This is a genomic window from Paracoccus aeridis, assembly GCF_004923205.2.
GTDB lineage: Bacteria > Pseudomonadota > Alphaproteobacteria > Rhodobacterales > Rhodobacteraceae > Paracoccus > Paracoccus aeridis.
Genome location: NZ_SELD02000037.1, coordinates 106,179 through 123,488, shown reverse-complemented (window position 1 = coordinate 123,488; position 17,310 = coordinate 106,179). Strand labels below are relative to the sequence as shown.

Genomic DNA, 17,310 nt, shown 5'->3' with positions numbered 1-17,310 from the left:
CGGCTCGCCGCAATGAACCGCACGGCTGCGGCCCATGCGCCGCGCGCCCCCTGTCCTTGCCGGCGGGCACCGGGCGTGGCCATCAGGCCCGCCCGGCGCCGAACGCGTCACGCCAGCCGCGCCATGATCCGTGCCCAGCTGCGCGCGCCTTTGGCGAAGCTTTCCACGTCGTATTTCTCGTTCGGCGAGTGGATCCGGTCGTCGTCGCGGCCGAAGCCGATCAGCATCGAATCCATGCCCAGGATTTCCTGGAAGTCGCCGCCGATCGGGATCGACCCGCCCGCGCCGATATAGGCGGCCTCGCGGCCCCATTCCTTGGACAGCGCCGCGCGCGCCGCCTGGAAGGCGGGGTCCGAGATGTCCATCCGGCTCGCGCCCGAATTGCCGTGGCCGTGGAACTCGACCGTGCAGTCGGCCGGGACGAAGCGGCGGACGTGGTCGCGCAGCGCCTCGCGGACGCGGTCCGGGTCCTGCCCCGCGACGAGGCGGCAGCTGACCTTCGCCCGCGCCTCGGCCGGCAGCACGGTCTTGAAGCCCTCGCCCGCGTAGCCGCCGGAGATGCCGTTGATCTCGAACGTGGGGCGCGCCCACACCATCTCGAGGCCGGTGCGGCCCTTCTCGCCAATCGGGTCCTTCAGGCCGACGCGGGACAGGAACTCGCTTGCGTCGAAGCCGAGGTCGTCCCAATCGGCGCGGAGCTGGTTCGACAGCTCCTCGACCCCGTCGTAGAAGCCGGGCAGCGTGATGCGGCCCTGGTCGTCCTTCACGGCCGCAAGCGCGTTCGCGAGGATCTGGATCGGGTTCGCCGCAAGCCCGCCGAAGCTGCCCGAGTGCAGGTCGCGGTCGGCGGCGCGGATGACGATCTCGTCCCCCATCAGCCCGCGCAGCTGGGTGGTGATGGCGGGGCGGCCGTCGGCGTAAAGCGAGGTGTCGCAGATCAGCGCGAGGCTTGCGCGCAGCTCGTCCGCGTTTTCCGTCAGGAACGGGCGCAGGCTGGGCGAGCCCGATTCCTCCTCGCCCTCGAACAGCAGGATCAGGCCGGGCGGGACGGCGCCGTGGACGTCCTTCCACGCCCGCATCGCCTCGACGAAGGTCATCAGCTGGCCCTTGTCGTCGCAGGCGCCGCGGCCGCGGATGACGCGGCCCTGCGGCGTGTCCTCGATCTGGGGATCGAACGGGTCGCGGTCCCACAGGTTCAGCGGATCGACCGGCTGCACGTCGTAGTGGCCGTAGAACAGCAGCGTCCGCGACCCGCCCGGCGCCGACCGCCCGACCACCATCGGCTGGCCGGCGGTGTCGCGCACCGACGCCTCGAACCCCAGCTCCTGCAGCTGCGCGCACAGCCATTCGGCGGCGCGGCGGGTGTCGGCGTCGTGGGCGGGATCGGTGCCGACCGAGGGGATGCGCACGAAGTCCTTCAGCCGTTCCAGCGCGGCGGGCAGGTTCGCGTCGAGCCTTCCGAGAACGTCGTCCAATGCTGCACCATCCTTCATTTTCCGGCCTTTCCAAGTCTTTTCATCAGGTTCACCCTGCGCCATCTGGTCGCAGAAATGATCTTTAGGGGTGTCAAACGCGTTCATCGGCGCGTATCTAGTGCCACCACGTTGGCGATCGGACGATGATCGCACCCAGCCAGAGACGCAAGGGGACGCAGATGGACTACGATGCCGCGCTGGACGACGCGCTGGGCAGGCTCCACGACGAGGGCCGCTACCGCACGTTCATCGACATCGAACGGCGCCAGGGCCGGTTCCCGCAGGCAGTCTGGACCCGTCCCGACGGGACGGAGCAGGAAATCACGGTCTGGTGCGGCAACGACTATCTCGGCATGGGCCAGCACCCGGTGGTGCTTTCGGCCATGCACGAGGCGCTGGACGCCGCCGGCGCCGGGTCGGGCGGGACGCGCAACATCTCCGGCACCACGGTCTATCACAAACGGCTGGAACGCGAACTCGCCGACCTTCACGGCAAGGACGCGGCGCTGGTCTTTTCGTCGGCCTACATCGCCAACGACGCCACGCTGTCGACGCTGCGCAAGCTGATCCCCGGCCTCGTGATCTTCTCGGACGAGCTGAACCACGCCTCGATGATCGAGGGGATCAAGCGCGGCGGCGGCGAGAAGCGCATCTTCCGCCACAACGACGTGGCCCACCTGCGCGCGCTGCTGGAGGCCGAAGACGCGGACGCGCCCAAGCTGATCGCGTTCGAATCGATCTACTCGATGGACGGCGACGTGGCCCCCATCGCGGCGATCTGCGACCTCGCGGCCGAGTTCGGGGCGCTCACCTACCTGGACGAGGTGCACGCGGTCGGCATGTACGGCCCGCGCGGCGGCGGCGTGGCGGAACGCGAGGGCCTGGCGGACCGCATCGACATCGTGAACGGGACGCTCGGCAAGGCGTTCGGCGTCTTCGGCGGCTACATCGCCGCGTCGGCGCGCATGTGCGACGCGATCCGCAGCTATGCGCCGGGCTTCATCTTCACCACCTCGATCCCCCCCGCGGTCGCGGCGGGGGCGGCGGCGTCGATCGCCTTCCTCAAGACCGCCGAGGGGCAGCGCCTGCGCGACGCCCAGCAGCTGCACGCCCGCATCCTGAAGATGCGGCTGCGCGGACTGGGCCTGCCGATCGACGACCGCGGCACGCACATCGTCCCGGTGCACGTGGGCAACCCCGTCCATTGCAAGATGCTGTCCGACATGCTGCTGGCCGAGTTCGGCGTCTACGTGCAGCCGATCAACTTCCCGACCGTGCCGCGCGGGACCGAGCGGCTGCGCTTCACGCCGTCCCCGGTGCACGACGCGGGGCAGATCGACCGGCTGGTCCGGGCGATGGATGCGCTTTGGTCACGTTGTGCGCTGAATCGCGCCCACGCTGTCGCGTGACGCAATCAGCGGGTGATCCGCTCTCGGCCGCGTGATAAGAAATACCCAAGGATAATGTGCCAGATTCGCTTCTGAAGCGTTACTGGCAAGCAGGGTAGTGGGACAGGCGCAGATGATCGGGATGCGGACAGATCGTCCGGCGAACGACAATCGCAGCACGGTGCAGGCAGCGCCGCGCTTCGACGACTTCGAAATGCGCCTGGGCGACATGATGCGGGGCGAACGCGCCACGCTGGGCAAGTCCCTGCTGGACGTGCAGCGCGAACTGCGGATCCGCGCCAGCTACGTCGCCGCGATCGAGAACTGCGACATCACGGCCTTCGACGCGCCCAGCTTCATCGCCGGCTACGTGCGGTCCTATTCGCGCTATCTCGGCATGGATCCGGACTGGACCTTCCGCCGCTTCTGCGAGGAATCGGGGTTCCAGCCGACCCACGGCATGGCGCCCGCCGCGTCCGGCCCGCGCCCGCAGCGCCGCCCGGCCGACCCCGTCGAGGCGCTGGCGAACCCCAAGGCGCTGTTCATCCCCCAGCCGGAAAGCTTCTGGTCCGGGATCGAGCCGCGGGCCGTGGGCTCGCTGATGGTGATGGTCGCGCTGGCGGCGGGCCTGGGCTTCGGCGGCTGGTCGGTGCTGCAGGAAGTGCAGAAGGTCCGCTTGACCCCGTCCGACCAGGCGCCGGGCATCGTCGCGGCGCTGGACCCGGTCCAGGAGGTTCGCTCGCCCGAGCTGGCGCAGGACACGGCGGCGGTGAACCTGTCCCAGCCCGAGGCGCTGGACCGGCTTTACCGCCCTCAGGCGCTGGAGGCGCCGGTGATGACGCCGCGCGACGGCCCCATCGCCGCGATCGACCCCGGCCTGCCCGATCCCGGCGCGCCCGCCGTCCGGACCGCGCAGGCGCCGGTCGAGGCCGTGCCCGCCCCGGGCACGACCGCCGCGGCGGCCGCCCTGCCGGGCAGCGCCGCGATGGCCTATGGCCCGCAGCTGCCCGCTTCGCCCGACCAGGGCGTCCGCACCGTGGCGCTGGACGCCGCCCAGATGGAGCTGCTGGCGGTGCGGCCCGCGTGGGTCCGCGTGAGTTCACCGGACGGCACGGTGATCCTGGAAAAGACGCTGGACGCGGGCGAGCGTTTCCCGCTGCCCAAGCTGGAGCAGGCGCCGGTGCTGCGCACGGGCAACTCGGGCGCGATCTACTTCGCCGTGGACGGCAAGACCTACGGCCCCGCCGCGCCGGGTGCGCAGGTCGTCAAGAACGTCGAGCTGTCCCCCGCCGCGCTGACCGCGCGCTACGCCGCCGCCGACCCGGCGCAGGACCCGGAGCTGGCGCAGATGTTCGCCGTCGCCTCGGCCGCGCCGATCCTGGGCGATCGGGTCGAGACGGGCGAGGCTGCATCGCAGACGGACGGGCCGCCGCGCCGACCCTGAGGCGGCCCTGCCGCGGCGCACGCGCCTTCATCCCTTGGTGACAGCCGACCCGGCCGCGGTTGCTGCCGGGCGCCGCTGCGCCTATCTGTGGCGCGACACAGCAAAGGCTTCAGGCGCATGAGTCTCAACCCGATCCGTCCCTGGCGCAACATCGAGCGGCGGAAGTCGCGCCGGATCATGGTCGGCAACGTGCCGGTGGGCGGCGACGCCCCGATCAGCGTCCAGACCATGACCAACACCGATTCGTCGGACGTGCGCGCCACGCTCGCGCAGGTCATCGCCGCCGCCGAGGCGGGTGCCGACATCGTCCGCGTCTCGACCCCCGACGAGGCCGCGACGCGCGCGCTGCGCGAGATCACGCGCGAAAGCCCCGTGCCGATCGTGGCCGACATCCATTTCCACTATCGCCGCGCGATCGAGGCGGCCGAGGCCGGGGCCGCCTGCCTGCGGATCAACCCCGGCAACATCGGCGACGCCGCCCGCGTCCGCGAGGTCGTTCAGGCCGCGCGCGACCACGGCTGTTCCATCCGCATCGGCGTGAACGCGGGCAGTTTGGAACGGCACCTGCTGGAGAAATACGGCGAGCCGTGCCCCGACGCGATGGTGGAAAGCGGGCTCGACCACATCAGGCTGCTGCAGGACAACGACTTCCACGAATTCAAGATCAGCGTGAAGGCGTCGGACGTGTTCCTGGCCGCCGCGGCCTACCAGATGCTGGCGGAAGCCACCGACGCGCCGATCCATCTCGGCATCACCGAGGCCGGCGGCCTGCGCGGCGGCACCGTCAAGTCCGCCGTCGGGATGGGCAACCTTCTGTGGATGGGGATCGGCGACACGATCCGCGTGAGCCTGTCGGCCGACCCGGTCGAGGAGGTCAAGGTCGGCTACGAGATCCTGAAATCGCTCGGCCTGCGGACCCGCGGCGTGCAGATCATCAGCTGCCCCAGCTGCGCGCGGCAGGGCTTCGACGTCATCAAGACGGTCGAGGCGCTGGAACAGCGGCTCGAGCACATCAAGACGCCGATGAGCCTGTCGATCATCGGCTGCGTGGTGAACGGGCCGGGCGAGGCGCTGATGACCGATCTCGGCTTCACCGGCGGCGGCGCGGGCAGCGGCATGGTCTACATGGCCGGCAAGCAGAGCCACAAGCTGTCGAACGCGCAGATGATCGATCACATCGTCGAGCTGGTCGAACGGCGGGCCGAGGCGCTCGCCGCGGGGCAGGGCGAGGCGCTAGCCGCCGACGCCAGCCCGCAGGTTCCGGTTCCGGGCATGCACCGCGCGAAAGGCTGACAGGGTGTAAAGCCCGAGCGCGGACCAGATCATCGCGAAGGCGATGGCGTGCCAGCGCGTGAAGACCTCGCCGAACAGCAGGACCGCGCACAGGAACTGCAGCGTCGGGTTCAGGTAGCCGATCAACCCCACCGTCGCCATGTCGACCGACCGCGAGGCGCGCGCGAACAGCATCAGCGGGATCGCCGTGATCGGTCCTGAGAGGATCAGGAGCAGCGTCGTCGCCAGGTCCCACCCGAAGGCCGCGGGCTGGTCCTGCCCCGGCAGCAGGTGCAGATGCGCGACGGCGAGCCAGCCGAGCGCGAGCGGGGCGAGCAGCGCCACCTCGGCCGTGACCGACTGCACCGGCCCCAGGGGCAGCGCCTTCTTCACCACGCCGTAAAGCGCAAAGGTCAGCGCCAGCGTCAGGCTGATCCACGGCGCGGCGCCCAGGCCCACCGACAGCGTCACCACCGCCGTCGCCGCCAGCAGCACCGCCGCCTGCTGCAAGGGCCGCAGGCGTTCGCGGAACAGCACCACGCCGAAGACCACCGCGACCAGCGGATAGGTGTAGTAGCCGATCGAGCTTTCCACGACGTGCCCGTTCTGGACCGACCAGATGAACACGCCCCAGTTCAGCGACACCATCAGCGCCGCCAGCGCCACCCGGCCGACATGCGGCGGGCGCAGTGCGTCGCGCAGGCTGCCCAGATGGCCCTGCCAGGCGAGGAAGCCCGCGAACAGCACCAGCGACCAGATCGTGCGGTGGGCCAGGACCTCGGGCGGGGGGACGTGCGACAGAAGGCGGTAGAAGATCGGCGAGGTGCCCCAGATCGCGCAGACGCCGATCATCGACAAGATGCCCCTGGTCCGGTCCTGCATCGCGATTTCCCCCGCCTGTCGTTCGGCCGCCTGCGCTTGGATGGGGCGCTTCGCGAGCGGCCGCAAGGGCGTTCGGCCGGGCGCAACCCCGCCATGCGGAAAGGCCCGCCCGCAGCAAGCGGACGGGCCCGGAAGGCAGCCGGGACTGCGGCCTCACATGCGCGAGGCGACGTTATCCCAGTTCACCAGCTTGTCGAGGAAGTTCTCGATGTATTTCGGCCGCGCGTTGCGGAAGTCGATGTAGTAGGAATGCTCCCACACGTCGCAGCCCAGAAGCGCGGTCTGGTCCTTGCAGAGCGGGTTCACGCCGTTCTCGGTCTTGGTGATCTCCAGCTTGCCGTCCGCGGTCTTGACGAGCCAGGCCCAGCCCGACCCGAACTGGCCGACTCCGGCTTCCGAGAACTTCTTCTTGAATTCCTCGACCGACCCGAAGCTGTCCTTGATGGCGGATTCCAGCTGCGACGGGATCGTGCCGCCGCCGTTGGGCGACATCATTTCCCAGAACTGGCTGTGGTTCCAGTGCTGGCTGGCGTTGTTGAAGATGCCGTTCTGCGCGACCGCACCGTCCTGGTAGGTGCCGCGGACGATGTCCTCGAGCGAGGCGTTCTCCCACTCGGTCCCCTGGACCAGCTCGTTCAGCTTGTCGACATAGGCCTTGTGGTGCTTGTCGTGGTGGAACTCGAGCGTCTCCCGCGACATGCCGCCCGCGGCAAGGGCGTCGTGCGAATAGGGAAGGTCGGGAAGCGTGAAGGCCATGTCGTGTCCTTTCGGATGCTCTCAGGAGCGGTTTCGCTGGCGCAACGGTTGGCGCCGCTCTCGCTCGAACGCAACCCCCGGACAGGGGGTTCCCGGCCGGGATCGCGGGCGGGTTCGCCGGGGGCGTCCCGTGCGGGGCAGGGAAGCTGCGGCATCGGCCGGATTGGCAAAGCGGGGGGGCGGTGTGTAGAAGGGGCGAAACCACACGCCGGGGACTGCATGGCCAACCAGAACGACCGTTTCATCGACGAGGTGACAGACGAGCTTCGCCGCGACCGGCTGTTCCGGGCGATGCGCCGCTATGGCTGGATCGCCGTCGCGCTGATCCTGGCGCTGGTGGGCGCGTCGGCATGGGTCGAATATTCCCGCTCGCAGGCCGACAGGCGCGCGCAGGACTTCGGCGACGCCGTGCTGGCGGCGCAGGCGCTGCCCGACGCGGCCGCCCGGGCCGAGGCGCTGGCCGCCATCCCGGCGGAGGACGAGGGTCGCGCCGCGGTGCGCGACCTGCTGGCCGCCGGGGCCGAGATCGAGGCGGGGAACGCCGCGGGGGCCGGGCAACGGCTCGCGGCGACGGCCGCCGCGGTCGACGACGACGTGCTGATCCAGCATCTCGCGCTCATCAAGTCGGTGCTGGCGCAGGGCAAGGGGATGAACCCCGCCGAACGCGACGCCGCGCTGACGACCCTCAGCGCGCCCGGCGCCCCGTTCGAGCTGATGGCGCTGGAACTGAAGGCCGTGGCGCTGATCAATGCGCAGCGGCCCGACGACGCGGTCGCGCTGATCCGGCAGATCCGGGAAAAGGACGGCCTGTCCGAACCGATGCGCCGCCGCCTGTCCGAGATGATGATCACGCTGGGGGTCGATCCCGAACCCGTGGCAGACCTGCCCGGCGGCGTGCCCGCGACGATGCCCGCCGGCTGACCCGTCCCCGTTTCCCGCGCCGGGCCCCGACGTCCGCGCCCGATCAACATCGTGCCCGCGCCCGGGCCGTCCATCGAAAGGATGCCGCGATGACCCGGATCAACCTGACCGTCGCCTCGGTCTGCGCGCTGCTGGCGGTGGCCGGCTGCGTCGACCGCGATCCGGTCCTGCCGGGCCAGCGGCTCGACCCGCGCGAGGTGCTTTCGCCCGGCGGCCCGGCCGTCGTCGGCGCCAACCCGGTGTCCTCGACCGCGCTGTCGCTCGAGGCGCCGCGTTCGTTCGAGTGGCCGCAGCGCGCGTCGAACGCGCAGCACCTGATGGCGCACGCGACATTGTCGGGCGGAACCCGGCGCCTGTGGTCGGCGCAGATCGGCCAGCCCGAGGGGCGGCGCCACCGCATCACCGCCGAGCCGGTGGTCGCGGGCGGGCGCATCTTCACGCTGGACAGCCGCGCCCGCGTCACGGCCACGGCGCTGTCGGGCGGGACCGCATGGACCGCCGACCTGACGCCCCCGGCCGAGTCGGGCGACAGCACATCGGGCGGCGGGCTCGCCCATGAGGCGGGCACCGTCTACGCGACGACCGGCTATGGCGAGCTGGTGGCGCTGGACGCGGTGACAGGCGGGGTGCGCTGGCGCCAGCGGGTGGACGCCCCGATCGGCGGGGCGCCCACCGTGGAAAACGGCGTCGTCTACGTCGTCGCGCGGAACGCGACCGGCTGGGCGGTGCGGGCCGCGGACGGGCGCGTCCTGTGGACGGTGGCCGGGATCGCCGGCCAGTCGGGCGTGACTGGCGTGTCGGCACCTGCCGTCCGCGGCTCGACCGTTGTGTTCCCCTTCTCGTCGGGGCAGCTTCTGGCCGCGGATACCGAGACCGGCACCCAGGTCTGGACGGCGCAGGTCGCGGGCAACCGCGCCGGCCGCGCCATCGCCTTCATCCGCGACATGACCGGCGATCCCGTGATCGCGGGCGACCGGGTGATCGCGGGGTCGTCCTCGGGCCGGATCTCGGCCTTCGACCTCGCGACCGGGCTGCCTGACTGGACAGAACGCGACGGCGCGATGAGCCCGGTGCTGGTCGCCGGCGGGTCCGTCTTCGCGGTCAACGACCAGGCGCAGCTGGTGCGGGTGGACGCGGCGACGGGCGGGCGCATCTTCGCGGTCCAGCTGCCCTACTACACCGACACCCGCGTCCGGCGTCAGGATTCCATCGTCGCGCATTACGGCCCCGTGCTGGCCGGCGGGCGGCTGTTCGTCGCGGGAAGCGACGGCGTCCTGCGCATCTTCGATCCCGACAGCGGCACGCTGGTGGGGCAGGGGGCGATCCCGGGCGGGGCGGCCACCGCGCCGGTCGTGTCGGGCGGCACGCTTTACGTCACCGGCCGCGACGGCCGGCTGCACGCGTTCCGGTAGGCCCGTCCGATGAGCTTCACACTCGCCATCGTCGGGCGGCCGAATGTCGGCAAGTCCACGCTGTTCAACCGCCTCGTCGGCAAGCGGCTGGCGCTGGTCGACAACCAGCCCGGCGTCACCCGCGACCTGCGCGAGGGCGACGCGCGGCTGGGCGACCTGCGCTTCATCGTGATCGACAGCGCCGGCCTTGAAATGGCCGAGGACGACAGCCTTCAGGGCCGGATGCGCCGCCTGACCGAGCGCGCGGTGGACGAGGCCGACATCTGCCTGTTCGTCATCGACGCGCGGGCGGGCGTGACGGCGGCCGACGAATACTTCGCCGACATCCTGCGCCGCCGCGCGCGCCACGTGATCCTTGCCGCCAACAAGGCCGAGGGGCGGGCGGGCGAGTCCGGCGTGCTCGACGCCTATGCGCTGGGCCTGGGCGAGCCGCTCAGGATCTCGGCCGAGCATGGCGAGGGGTTCGACGACCTCTACGGCGTCCTCGCGCCCCTCGCGGACGAGATCGAGGCGCAGCGTCCCGCGCCGATCGCGCCCGAGACCGACGTGACGCTGACCGACGAGCAGGCGGAATCCGGCGAGGGCGCCGAGGACTGGCGCCCGTCGGCCGCGCGCCCCTTGCAGCTTGCGGTCATCGGCCGGCCCAACGCGGGCAAGTCCACGCTCATCAACAGGATCATCGGCGAGGATCGTCTGCTGACCGGCCCCGAGGCCGGGATCACCCGCGATTCCATCAGCGTCACGACCGAGTTCTTCGACACGCCGATGCGGATCTTCGACACCGCGGGGATGCGGCGGAAGGCGAAGATCACCGACAAGCTGGAAAAGCTGTCGGTCGCCGACGGCCTGCGCGCGGTCCGCTTCGCCGAGGTGGTGGTCGTCCTTCTGGACGTGGCGATCCCGTTCGAGCAGCAGGACCTCAGGATCGCCGACTTTGCCGAGACCGAGGGCCGCGCCGTCGTGGTCGCCGCCAACAAGTGGGATCTCGAGGACGACAAGCCTCACAAGCTGAACGAGCTGCGCGAGGCGTTCGAGCGCCTGCTGCCGCAGCTGAAGGGCGCGCCGCTCGTCACCGTCAGCGCGCGGACCGGCAAGGGGCTGGACCGCCTGCACGCCGCGATCCTGAAGGCGCACGAGGTCTGGAACCGCCGCGTTTCGACCGCGCGGCTGAACCAGTGGCTGGGCGCCATGACCGAGGCGCACCCGCCGCCCGCGCCCGGCGGCCGCCGCATCCGCCTGCGCTACATGACGCAGGTCAAGACCCGCCCGCCGGCCTTCGTGGTGATGGCGACGCACGTGGACCAGATCCCCGACAGCTACCAGCGCTACCTGGTGAACGGCCTGCGCGTTGACTTCGACATGCCCGGCACGCCGATCCGGCTCACCTTCCGCGACCAGGGGGCGAAGAACCCCTACAAGGACAAGTCGAACAAGCGCCAGACCGGGGCGCTGGCGAAGCACAAGGTCAGGCAGAAGCCCAGGGAAGCCTGACGCCGCGCGTCAGGTCGTGACCCGCACTACCACCACCGCCATCGTCGCGATCCCCAGCACGCAGGCGGTGGACACCGTCATGCTGAGGCTCATGCTGGCCGCGGCGATGCCCAGCATCGCCCAGATGATCGCGATCGCATAGGCCACGTTGCGGCCCAGCGACAGCTGCACCTGCGCGCCGATCAGCGACAGCGCCAGCAACGCGGCCAGCGTCACCAGCTCGCTCTCCACGTCGAGCCGCATGAACACCAGCGCCGCCGCCGCGCCGATCCCGCTGACGGTAAGCCAGCCCGCGATCAGCCCCAGCGCCCAGTTCATCGTTCCGGGCGGCCGCCGCTCGTACAGCATGCCCCCGACGATCGCCACGGGCGCGAGTGCGGCGACCGCGAGCCCGGCTTCGGGCCGGGTGGTGCCGAGCCACGGCCAGATCGCCCCGGCGGTCAGGCCCAGAAGCGCCGCGGCAGGGACCGGCGGGGCGAACCGGACCCGGGCGCGCAGGGCGATGTAGACGACGCAGGCGACCAGCACGGCCGCGAGCAGCGATTGCAGCGCGATGTTGGGCGGGTTCTGGACGATGCCGACAAGGTCGTCCTCGGCCCGCAGCGGGGTCTGCGTGCCCCAGTAGGCAAGGTCTTCCAGCAGGGTCGAATGGGGCGCGACCGTTGCGTTCCTGACCGCGTCGGGCCGCAGCGCGACCATGAGGCAGCTGGCCGCGAACATCGCGACCACCCCACATTCCAACGCAGCCCGCATGACCTTGCCCATGCCCGACGAACGCGACCGGGACGGGACCGGTTGCCTGCATCGGGGCGTTTGCGCGCCCCGACACGGTATCGTCAGCCTGCCCTCAGGCCAGCCTGCCGTCCGTCCCCAGCCGCGTCGCGCCGCCCAGATAGGGGTGCAGCGCCGCGGGAAGATCCACCGACCCGTCCGCCTGCTGGCCGTTTTCCAGAACCGCGATCAGCGTCCGCCCGACGGCAAGGCCCGACCCGTTCAACGTATGCACGAACTCCGGCTTGCCGCCTCCCTCGGGGCGGTAGCGGGCGTTCATCCGCCGGCCCTGGAATTCGCCGACGTAGCTCACGCTGGAAATCTCGCGGAACGTGTCCTGGCCGGGCAGCCAGACCTCCAGGTCGTGGGTGATGCGGGCGGAAAACCCCATGTCGCCCGCGCACAGGGCGACGGTGCGGTAGGGAAGGTCCAGCGCCTCGAGCACGGCTTCGGCGCATTTCGTCATCCGGTCGTGTTCGGCAAGGCCGTTTGCGGCGTCGGTGATCGACACCATCTCGACCTTCTCGAACTGGTGCTGGCGCAGCATCCCGGCGGTGTCGCGCCCCGCCGATCCCGCCTCGGACCGGAAGCACTGCGAATGGGCCACCATCCGCCGGGGCAGGCTGGCGTGGTCCACCAGCTCTCCGTGGACGGTGTTGGTCAGCGTCACCTCGGACGTGGGGATCAGCCACGATCCTTCGGTCGTCTGGTAGCTGTCCTCGCCGAACTTGGGCAGCTGGCCGGTGCCCACCATCATCTCGGTCAGGACGAGAACGGGGGTCCAGGTCTCGGTCAGGCCGTGCCGGTCCACGTGCAGGTCGATCATGAACTGCGCGAGCGCGCGGTGGACGCGGGCGACGCTGCCGGTCAGCACGACGTAACGCGATCCCGACAGCCTGGCGGCGGTCGCGAAGTCCATCCCGTGTTTCACGGCCGGGATCTGGTAATGCTCGAGGGGCGCGAAGTTCATCCGGCGCGGCTCGCCCCAGCGGCGGATCTCCACGTTGTCGGTTTCGTCCCTGCCGTCCGGCACGCTGTCCAGCGGCAGGTTGGGGATCGTCATCAGCAGGTCGTCCAGCTGCCGGTCCAGCGCCTCGGCCTCGTCCGTCATGGCGGCGATGCGGGCCTTGCTGTCGCCGATCAGCGCGCGCAGGCGCTCGAACTCGGCCTCGTCGCCGCGGGCCTTTGCTGCGCCGGTTTCCTTGCTGGCGCGGTTCTGTTCGGCCTTCGCCTCCTCGGCCGCGTTGATCCGGGCGCGGCGGTCGGCGTCGAGCGCGAGGATCTCTGCCGACATCGGGCCCAGCCCGCGCCGGGCAAGCCCCGCGTCGAAGGCGTCCGGGTTGTCGCGAATGGCGCGGATGTCGTGCATGGCGGTCCCTTTCGTCGGTTCCCGCCCGATTAGCCCAAGGCGCGGGCCGGCAAAAGCCCCGGCTCAGGGGCGGGGCCGGTCCAGCATGTCGCCCAGCATCGGCCAGAACGCGTCCTTTCCGGGATAGCCTTCGATCCGCGCGACCTCGCGCCCGTCGTCCAGCAGGATGAAGGTCGGCGTCAGCTGCGGGCGGCGGTCGAGCGCAAGGCCGTTGGGATAGGGGCCGTCGATGTCGACCTCGCGCAGCGGCGCCGCGCGGCCCTGCGGGTGGGCGGCGTAGCCCGGCAGGATCTCGGCCCGGAAGCGGCGGCAGTAGGGGCAGCCCTCGTCCCCGACCATCAGCAGGGTGGTGTCGGCCTGCGCGGCCGTGGACGCGAGCATGACGGCGAGCATCGCGCAGAACATCGCGGCGGGAACGAGCGGGTGGCGCATCGGGCGTCCGTTGTTGCGGCCCCGCGGCTTCACATCGGGGCCGCGCCCGATTACCACGTCGCGACCCGCCCGGTCGAGGGAAGCGCGACGATGGACGATCCCGAAAATCTGGCCCGCGCCGTCGCAGGCGGCGACCGCCGGTCGCTCGCCCGCGCGATCACGCTGGTCGAAAGCACGCGGGCGGACCACCGCGCCGCCGCGATCCGGCTGCTGGATGCGCTGCCCCGGGCCGAGGCGCTGCGGATCGGCCTGTCGGGCACGCCGGGCGTCGGGAAATCCACCCTGATCGAAGGCTTCGGCCTGATGCTGACCGGGCAGGGGCTGCGCGTCGCGGTGCTGGCCGTCGATCCCAGCTCGGCCCGGACGGGCGGGTCGATCCTCGGCGACAAGACCCGGATGGAACAGCTCTCGCGCGACCCCCGCGCCTTCATCCGCCCGTCCGCCAACCGGACCGAGCTTGGCGGCGTCGCCCGCCGCACGCGCGAGGTCGTGCGGCTGTGCGAGGCGGCGGGCTTCGACGTGGTGCTGGTCGAAACGGTGGGCGTCGGGCAGTCGGAAACGCTGGTCGCCGACATGACCGACCTGTTCGTCCTGCTGCTGGCGCCCGCGGGCGGCGATGAACTGCAGGGCGTCAAGCGCGGCATCATGGAGATCGCGGACCTGATCCTCGTCAACAAGGCCGACGGCGACCTGCGCGCGGCGGCGATGCGGACGGTCGCCGACTACACCGGCGCGCTGCGGCTGCTGCGCAAGCGCCCGCAGGACCCGCCGGGCTTTCCGAAGGCACTGCCGGTGTCCGCGCTGGAGGGGGTGGGGCTTGCCGCAGCCTGGGCCGAGATGCAGGCGCTCGCGGACTGGCGGCGCGCGCACGGCCACCTTGCCGCGCGGCGGGCGGAACAGGCGCGGGGCTGGTTCCAGGCCGAGGTGCGGGCGGGGCTTCTCGCCCGTCTGGGCGAAGCGGACGCGGCCCGGCGCATGGCCGAGCTGGGGGCCGAGGTGGCCGCAGGGCGCGCCGATCCGGTCGCGGCGGCGGCGGCGATGCTGGGCAGCCTGCGGTGAGCGGCGGGAATAAACGCCCGATCCCCGGCCACACGCGCCCGCGAATCGGCTAAGGTCCGTCGCATGGATACGCTGTTCTCCCTTCCCGAGCCCGAGACGCTCTATCGCGCGCTGCTCGCCCGCGATCCCGCCTTCGAAGGCCGCGCGCTGGTCGGCGTCACGACCACGGGCATCTTCTGCCGGCTGACCTGCCCGGCGCGGAAGCCCAGGCCGGAAAACTGCCGCTGGTTCGACGGGCCGGCGGCCGCGCTGGGGGCGGGCTTCCGCCCCTGCCGCCGCTGCCACCCGCTGGGGGCGGAAGCCGACGGCGACCCGGTGGTCGCGCCCCTGCTGGCCGCGCTGAGGGCCGACCCGGCGCGCCGCTGGACCGAAGCCGACGTCGCGGCGGCGGGCTACGACCCCTCGACCGTGCGCCGCGCCTTCCGGCGGCACTTCGGGATGACCTTCCTCGACCTCGCCCGCCAGATGCGGGTGCGCGAGGGGGTGGTCGCGCTCACGCGCGGCGAGCCGGTGATCCAGGCGCAGCTGGAGGCCGGGTTCGACAGCGCCTCGGGCTTCCGCGACGCCTTCGCGCGGCTTTTCGGCCACCCGCCGCAGGCGCTGCGCGCGGATGCGCCGGGCCTGTCCGCCGACTGGATCGATACGCCGATGGGGGGCATGATCGCGGTCGCCGACGAACGCAGCCTGCACCTGCTGGAGTTCGTGGAGCGCAAGGGACTGCCTGCCGAGCTGAAGCGCCTGTCCAGGGGCGCGGGCGGGCGGATCGGGCTGGGCCGCACCCCGGTGATCGACACGGTCGAACGGGAACTGGCCCGCTTCTTCGCGGGCGAGCCGGGCGGCTTCTCGGTCCCGCTCACGATGCACGGCACCCCGTTCCAGCGCCGCGTGTGGGACGAACTGCGCCGGATCCGGCCGGGCGAGACGGTCAGCTACGGCACCATCGCCCAGCGGATCGGGCAGCCCACGGCGACCCGCGCGGTGGCGCGGGCGAACGGCGCCAACCAGATCGCGATCGTGATCCCGTGCCACCGGGTGATCGGCGCCGACGGGACGCTGACGGGCTATGCCGGCGGTCTCTGGCGCAAGCAGGCGCTGATCGAGGTGGAACGCAGGCTGGCGGCGGCGGCGCAGGCCGCGCCGCGATTCGGCCTTGACGCGGGCGGGCCGGTCAACTAATCACGCGCAACCGATTTCGGGCGCCGCCTTGGCAGGCGCCCTTTCATTTTCGGCGTCTCGCGGATTCCCGCCGTGGTCGTCGCCGCTGCAACGAAGGATGAAGATCATGTCGCGCGTGTGCGAACTGACCGGCAAGGGGCCGATGACCGGCAACAACGTGTCCCACGCCAACAACAAGACCCGTCGCCGGTTCCTGCCTAACCTGAACGACGTCACGCTGATCTCGGACAAGCTGGGTCAGTCGTATTCCCTGCGGATCTCGGCCCACGCCCTGCGCTCGGTCGATCACCGCGGCGGGCTGGACGCGTTCCTGGCGAAGGCCAAGGACGACGAGCTGTCGCCCCGCGTGCTGAAGATCAAGCGCGAGCTGGCGAAGGCCTGACCGGCGCCTTGGATGTTTTCGACGGCCCTGCTTCCCCGGAAGCGGGGCCGTTTCGCTTTGGGCTCCGCTGGATGGGCGCGGCAAGATGAAGCATGGGGCAGCCCGGCTTTTGCCTTTCGCCGCCCTGGCCCGTAAGCGTTCCCCATGCGCCCGGCCCTTCACCTTCTGCTGATTCTGCTGGTCGCCGCGACCAGCCTGTCGCTGGGCCATGCCCGCGGGCAGGCGCGGATCGCGGGCGAGGTGGTGCTGTGCGCGGGCGAGCGCGTCGTGACGGTGACGGTGGACGAGAACGGCACGCCCGTGCGTCACGTCACCCTCTGCCCCGACATGGCGCTGTCGCTGCTGGCGGGGCTGGACCTGCCGCCCGTGGCGCTGCCGATGCCTGCGGCCGACGCGCGTGCTGCGGTCGTGGTCGCGGCGCCGAAAGAAGCGGGCCTGCCGCCTGTCGCGGCACAGGCGCGGGGGCCGCCGGGCGGCGGCCTTCCGACCTGAAACGCCACGCACACCAAGGACAGACCCATGAAAACCCTGATCCTCGCCGCCACCCTTGCGGCCCTCCCCCTCTCCGTTCTCGCCCAAGCGGGATCGGACATCACCGTGACCGACGCCTATGTGCGCTCGGCCAACCCCCGCTCGGGCGCCGCGTTCATGACGATCGCCAACGCGGGCGCGCAGGACTGCCAGCTGACCGCCGTCGCCTCGGACCTGACCGGCCGCGCCGAGCTGCACACCCACGTCGAGGAAAACGGCGTCATGAAGATGACCCCGGTTCAGGCGGTGACCATTCCCGCGAACGGCACCGCCGCGCTGGAACGTGGCGGCGACCACGTCATGCTGATGGCGCTGGAAACGCCTCTGCAGCAGGGCGACGAGGTCACGCTGACGCTCGATCTGGGCGATTGCGGCACCGTGCCGGTGAAGGCGGCGGTGGACAACGAACGCGGGAAGGGCGAGGCGATGGACCATGCCGGGCATGACGACCACGCGGGCCACGATGCCCACGCGGGCCACGGCGACCACGGCGCCCCGGCAAGCCACGACGCCCACGCGGGCCACGGCGCGCCGACGAACTGACGCGAT

General features: G+C 71.3%; 17 protein-coding genes. 11 read left to right on the top strand and 6 right to left on the bottom strand.

Annotated features, from left to right (window positions below; genetic code table 11):
* Window positions 1–107: 107 nt before the first annotated feature.
* Window positions 108–1,493 (bottom strand): dipeptidase, encoded by a 1,386-nt coding sequence (locus ELI80_RS11925; protein ID WP_136652140.1) that lies wholly within the window; start codon window positions 1,491–1,493, stop codon window positions 108–110.
* Between the two features lie 161 nt (window positions 1,494–1,654).
* Here ELI80_RS11925 and hemA point away from each other — a divergent pair, with 161 nt between their 5' ends.
* From hemA to ispG, 3 genes are all read left to right on the top strand, one after another.
* Window positions 1,655–2,884, top strand: coding sequence for a 5-aminolevulinate synthase (gene hemA, locus ELI80_RS11920; RefSeq protein WP_136652139.1), 1,230 nt, complete (start codon window positions 1,655–1,657; stop codon window positions 2,882–2,884).
* A 112-nt stretch (window positions 2,885–2,996) separates the two neighbouring features.
* Window positions 2,997–4,307: a helix-turn-helix domain-containing protein gene (locus tag ELI80_RS11915; RefSeq protein ID WP_136652185.1), complete on the top strand. Its 1,311-nt coding sequence runs from the start codon at window positions 2,997–2,999 to the stop codon at window positions 4,305–4,307.
* 117 nt (window positions 4,308–4,424) lie between these two features.
* Window positions 4,425–5,600, top strand: coding sequence for a flavodoxin-dependent (E)-4-hydroxy-3-methylbut-2-enyl-diphosphate synthase (gene ispG, locus ELI80_RS11910; RefSeq protein WP_136652138.1), 1,176 nt, complete (start codon window positions 4,425–4,427; stop codon window positions 5,598–5,600).
* Here ispG and rarD read toward each other — a convergent pair.
* On the bottom strand, window positions 5,541–6,461 hold the full coding sequence (rarD, locus tag ELI80_RS11905) for an EamA family transporter RarD (RefSeq protein ID WP_136652137.1): 921 nt from the start codon (window positions 6,459–6,461) through the stop codon (window positions 5,541–5,543). The two genes, ispG and rarD, sit on opposite strands and share 60 nt — an antisense overlap.
* A 153-nt stretch (window positions 6,462–6,614) precedes the next feature.
* Window positions 6,615–7,217 (bottom strand): superoxide dismutase, encoded by a 603-nt coding sequence (locus ELI80_RS11900; protein ID WP_136652136.1) that lies wholly within the window; start codon window positions 7,215–7,217, stop codon window positions 6,615–6,617.
* 219 nt (window positions 7,218–7,436) lie between these two features.
* Between ELI80_RS11900 and ELI80_RS11895 the strand changes: the two genes are divergently transcribed.
* From ELI80_RS11895 to der, 3 genes are all read left to right on the top strand, one after another.
* On the top strand, window positions 7,437–8,138 hold the full coding sequence (locus ELI80_RS11895) for a tetratricopeptide repeat protein (RefSeq protein ID WP_136652135.1): 702 nt from the start codon (window positions 7,437–7,439) through the stop codon (window positions 8,136–8,138).
* Between the two features lie 89 nt (window positions 8,139–8,227).
* On the top strand, window positions 8,228–9,550 hold the full coding sequence (locus ELI80_RS11890; protein ID WP_136652134.1) for a PQQ-like beta-propeller repeat protein: 1,323 nt from the start codon (window positions 8,228–8,230) through the stop codon (window positions 9,548–9,550).
* 9 nt (window positions 9,551–9,559) lie between these two features.
* Complete coding sequence (gene der / locus ELI80_RS11885; protein ID WP_136652133.1) at window positions 9,560–11,041, top strand: ribosome biogenesis GTPase Der; 1,482 nt, start codon at window positions 9,560–9,562, stop codon at window positions 11,039–11,041.
* A 9-nt stretch (window positions 11,042–11,050) separates the two neighbouring features.
* Here the strand turns inward: der and ELI80_RS11880 are convergent, their stop codons facing one another.
* From ELI80_RS11880 to ELI80_RS11870, 3 genes are all read right to left on the bottom strand, one after another.
* Window positions 11,051–11,770 carry a hypothetical protein gene (locus ELI80_RS11880; protein ID WP_161596463.1) on the bottom strand — a complete coding sequence of 240 codons (720 nt, stop codon included), beginning with the start codon at window positions 11,768–11,770 and terminating at the stop codon, window positions 11,051–11,053.
* A gap of 118 nt (window positions 11,771–11,888) precedes the next feature.
* Complete coding sequence (serS, locus tag ELI80_RS11875) at window positions 11,889–13,181, bottom strand: serine--tRNA ligase (protein WP_136652131.1); 1,293 nt, start codon at window positions 13,179–13,181, stop codon at window positions 11,889–11,891.
* Window positions 13,182–13,244: 63 nt separating this feature from the next.
* Window positions 13,245–13,613 carry a thioredoxin fold domain-containing protein gene (locus ELI80_RS11870; RefSeq protein WP_236641469.1) on the bottom strand — a complete coding sequence of 123 codons (369 nt, stop codon included), beginning with the start codon at window positions 13,611–13,613 and terminating at the stop codon, window positions 13,245–13,247.
* 90 nt (window positions 13,614–13,703) lie between these two features.
* Between ELI80_RS11870 and meaB the strand changes: the two genes are divergently transcribed.
* The 5 genes from meaB to ELI80_RS11845 all read left to right on the top strand — a co-directional run bounded on the left by meaB (window position 13,704) and on the right by ELI80_RS11845 (window position 17,304).
* The gene (gene meaB, locus ELI80_RS11865) at window positions 13,704–14,672 is read left to right on the top strand and encodes a methylmalonyl Co-A mutase-associated GTPase MeaB (RefSeq protein ID WP_136652130.1); all 969 of its coding nucleotides are present in this window, start codon (window positions 13,704–13,706) and stop codon (window positions 14,670–14,672) included.
* Window positions 14,673–14,735: 63 nt separating this feature from the next.
* Window positions 14,736–15,848: a bifunctional transcriptional activator/DNA repair enzyme AdaA gene (locus tag ELI80_RS11860; protein WP_136652129.1), complete on the top strand. Its 1,113-nt coding sequence runs from the start codon at window positions 14,736–14,738 to the stop codon at window positions 15,846–15,848.
* A gap of 106 nt (window positions 15,849–15,954) precedes the next feature.
* Entirely contained in the window at window positions 15,955–16,230 is a 276-nt protein-coding gene (gene rpmB, locus ELI80_RS11855; RefSeq protein ID WP_136652128.1) for a 50S ribosomal protein L28, read from the top strand.
* 144 nt (window positions 16,231–16,374) lie between these two features.
* A complete protein-coding gene (locus ELI80_RS11850; protein ID WP_136652127.1) occupies window positions 16,375–16,722 on the top strand; it encodes a hypothetical protein in 348 nt (115 codons plus the stop codon).
* Between the two features lie 27 nt (window positions 16,723–16,749).
* The gene (locus ELI80_RS11845; RefSeq protein ID WP_136652126.1) at window positions 16,750–17,304 is read left to right on the top strand and encodes a copper chaperone PCu(A)C; all 555 of its coding nucleotides are present in this window, start codon (window positions 16,750–16,752) and stop codon (window positions 17,302–17,304) included.
* Window positions 17,305–17,310 lie beyond the last annotated feature (6 nt).

Coding starts and splice junctions, on each gene's coding strand:
- ELI80_RS11900 (WP_136652136.1), bottom strand. CDS start 7,217: ATGGCCTTCACGCTTCCCGACCTTCCCTATTCGCACGACGCCCTTGCC.
- ELI80_RS11895 (WP_136652135.1), top strand. CDS start 7,437: ATGGCCAACCAGAACGACCGTTTCATCGACGAGGTGACAGACGAGCTT.
- ELI80_RS11870 (WP_236641469.1), bottom strand. CDS start 13,613: ATGCGCCACCCGCTCGTTCCCGCCGCGATGTTCTGCGCGATGCTCGCC.
- ELI80_RS11860 (WP_136652129.1), top strand. CDS start 14,736: ATGGATACGCTGTTCTCCCTTCCCGAGCCCGAGACGCTCTATCGCGCG.
- hemA (WP_136652139.1), top strand. CDS start 1,655: ATGGACTACGATGCCGCGCTGGACGACGCGCTGGGCAGGCTCCACGAC.
- ELI80_RS11845 (WP_136652126.1), top strand. CDS start 16,750: ATGAAAACCCTGATCCTCGCCGCCACCCTTGCGGCCCTCCCCCTCTCC.
- der (WP_136652133.1), top strand. CDS start 9,560: ATGAGCTTCACACTCGCCATCGTCGGGCGGCCGAATGTCGGCAAGTCC.
- meaB (WP_136652130.1), top strand. CDS start 13,704: ATGGACGATCCCGAAAATCTGGCCCGCGCCGTCGCAGGCGGCGACCGC.
- serS (WP_136652131.1), bottom strand. CDS start 13,181: ATGCACGACATCCGCGCCATTCGCGACAACCCGGACGCCTTCGACGCG.
- rpmB (WP_136652128.1), top strand. CDS start 15,955: ATGTCGCGCGTGTGCGAACTGACCGGCAAGGGGCCGATGACCGGCAAC.
- ELI80_RS11915 (WP_136652185.1), top strand. CDS start 2,997: ATGATCGGGATGCGGACAGATCGTCCGGCGAACGACAATCGCAGCACG.
- ispG (WP_136652138.1), top strand. CDS start 4,425: ATGAGTCTCAACCCGATCCGTCCCTGGCGCAACATCGAGCGGCGGAAG.
- rarD (WP_136652137.1), bottom strand. CDS start 6,461: ATGCAGGACCGGACCAGGGGCATCTTGTCGATGATCGGCGTCTGCGCG.
- ELI80_RS11925 (WP_136652140.1), bottom strand. CDS start 1,493: ATGAAGGATGGTGCAGCATTGGACGACGTTCTCGGAAGGCTCGACGCG.
- ELI80_RS11890 (WP_136652134.1), top strand. CDS start 8,228: ATGACCCGGATCAACCTGACCGTCGCCTCGGTCTGCGCGCTGCTGGCG.
- ELI80_RS11850 (WP_136652127.1), top strand. CDS start 16,375: ATGCGCCCGGCCCTTCACCTTCTGCTGATTCTGCTGGTCGCCGCGACC.